The organism is Marinobacter sp. BW6, assembly GCF_008107725.1.
Classification (GTDB): domain Bacteria; phylum Pseudomonadota; class Gammaproteobacteria; order Pseudomonadales; family Oleiphilaceae; genus Marinobacter.
This window is the reverse complement of record NZ_VIRN01000079.1, coordinates 1-449: the sequence shown is the minus strand read 5'-3', so window position 1 is coordinate 449 and position 449 is coordinate 1. Positions and strand designations below refer to the sequence as shown.

General features: G+C 61.0%; 1 protein-coding gene. It reads right to left on the bottom strand.

The genetic code is table 11. The annotated features are described in order from the left end of the window. The coding region (locus FMN52_RS18545) for a peroxidase-related enzyme (RefSeq protein ID WP_148610104.1) at window positions 1-449 on the bottom strand (449 nt) is incomplete at both ends.

The following is a 449-nucleotide window of genomic DNA, read 5'->3' as shown; positions in this document are numbered from 1 at the left end:
CCCTTGAGTGATACTCATCATTCGGGCGCATGTCGGAGGCCGCGGCGACCCGGTTGGACATGTTGAAGAACCCGGCCACCGAGGCGATGTCCCAGATGTCCCGGTCCGAAAAACCGGCGTCACGCAGCGTCTGGCGGTCGCTTTCAAGGATTTCGGCGGGCTTTTCCGTCAGCTTGACGGCAAAGTCGAGCATGGCCCGCTGACGGTCGGACAAATCCGCGACCCGGTAGTTCATCACCATCAACTCACCGAGCACCGGATCGCCGGACAGTTCACGCACGGCGGCGCCATGCGCGGTCAGGCAATAAAAACATCGGTTGACCGCCGAAACCGCAACGGCAATCATCTCCCTCTCGAGCTTGCTGAGACCGCACTCGGCCAGCATGAGGTCGTTATACATGTCGGTGAAGGCACGCAGCTTCGTTTCGTCGAAGGCATAGGCCCGGAGG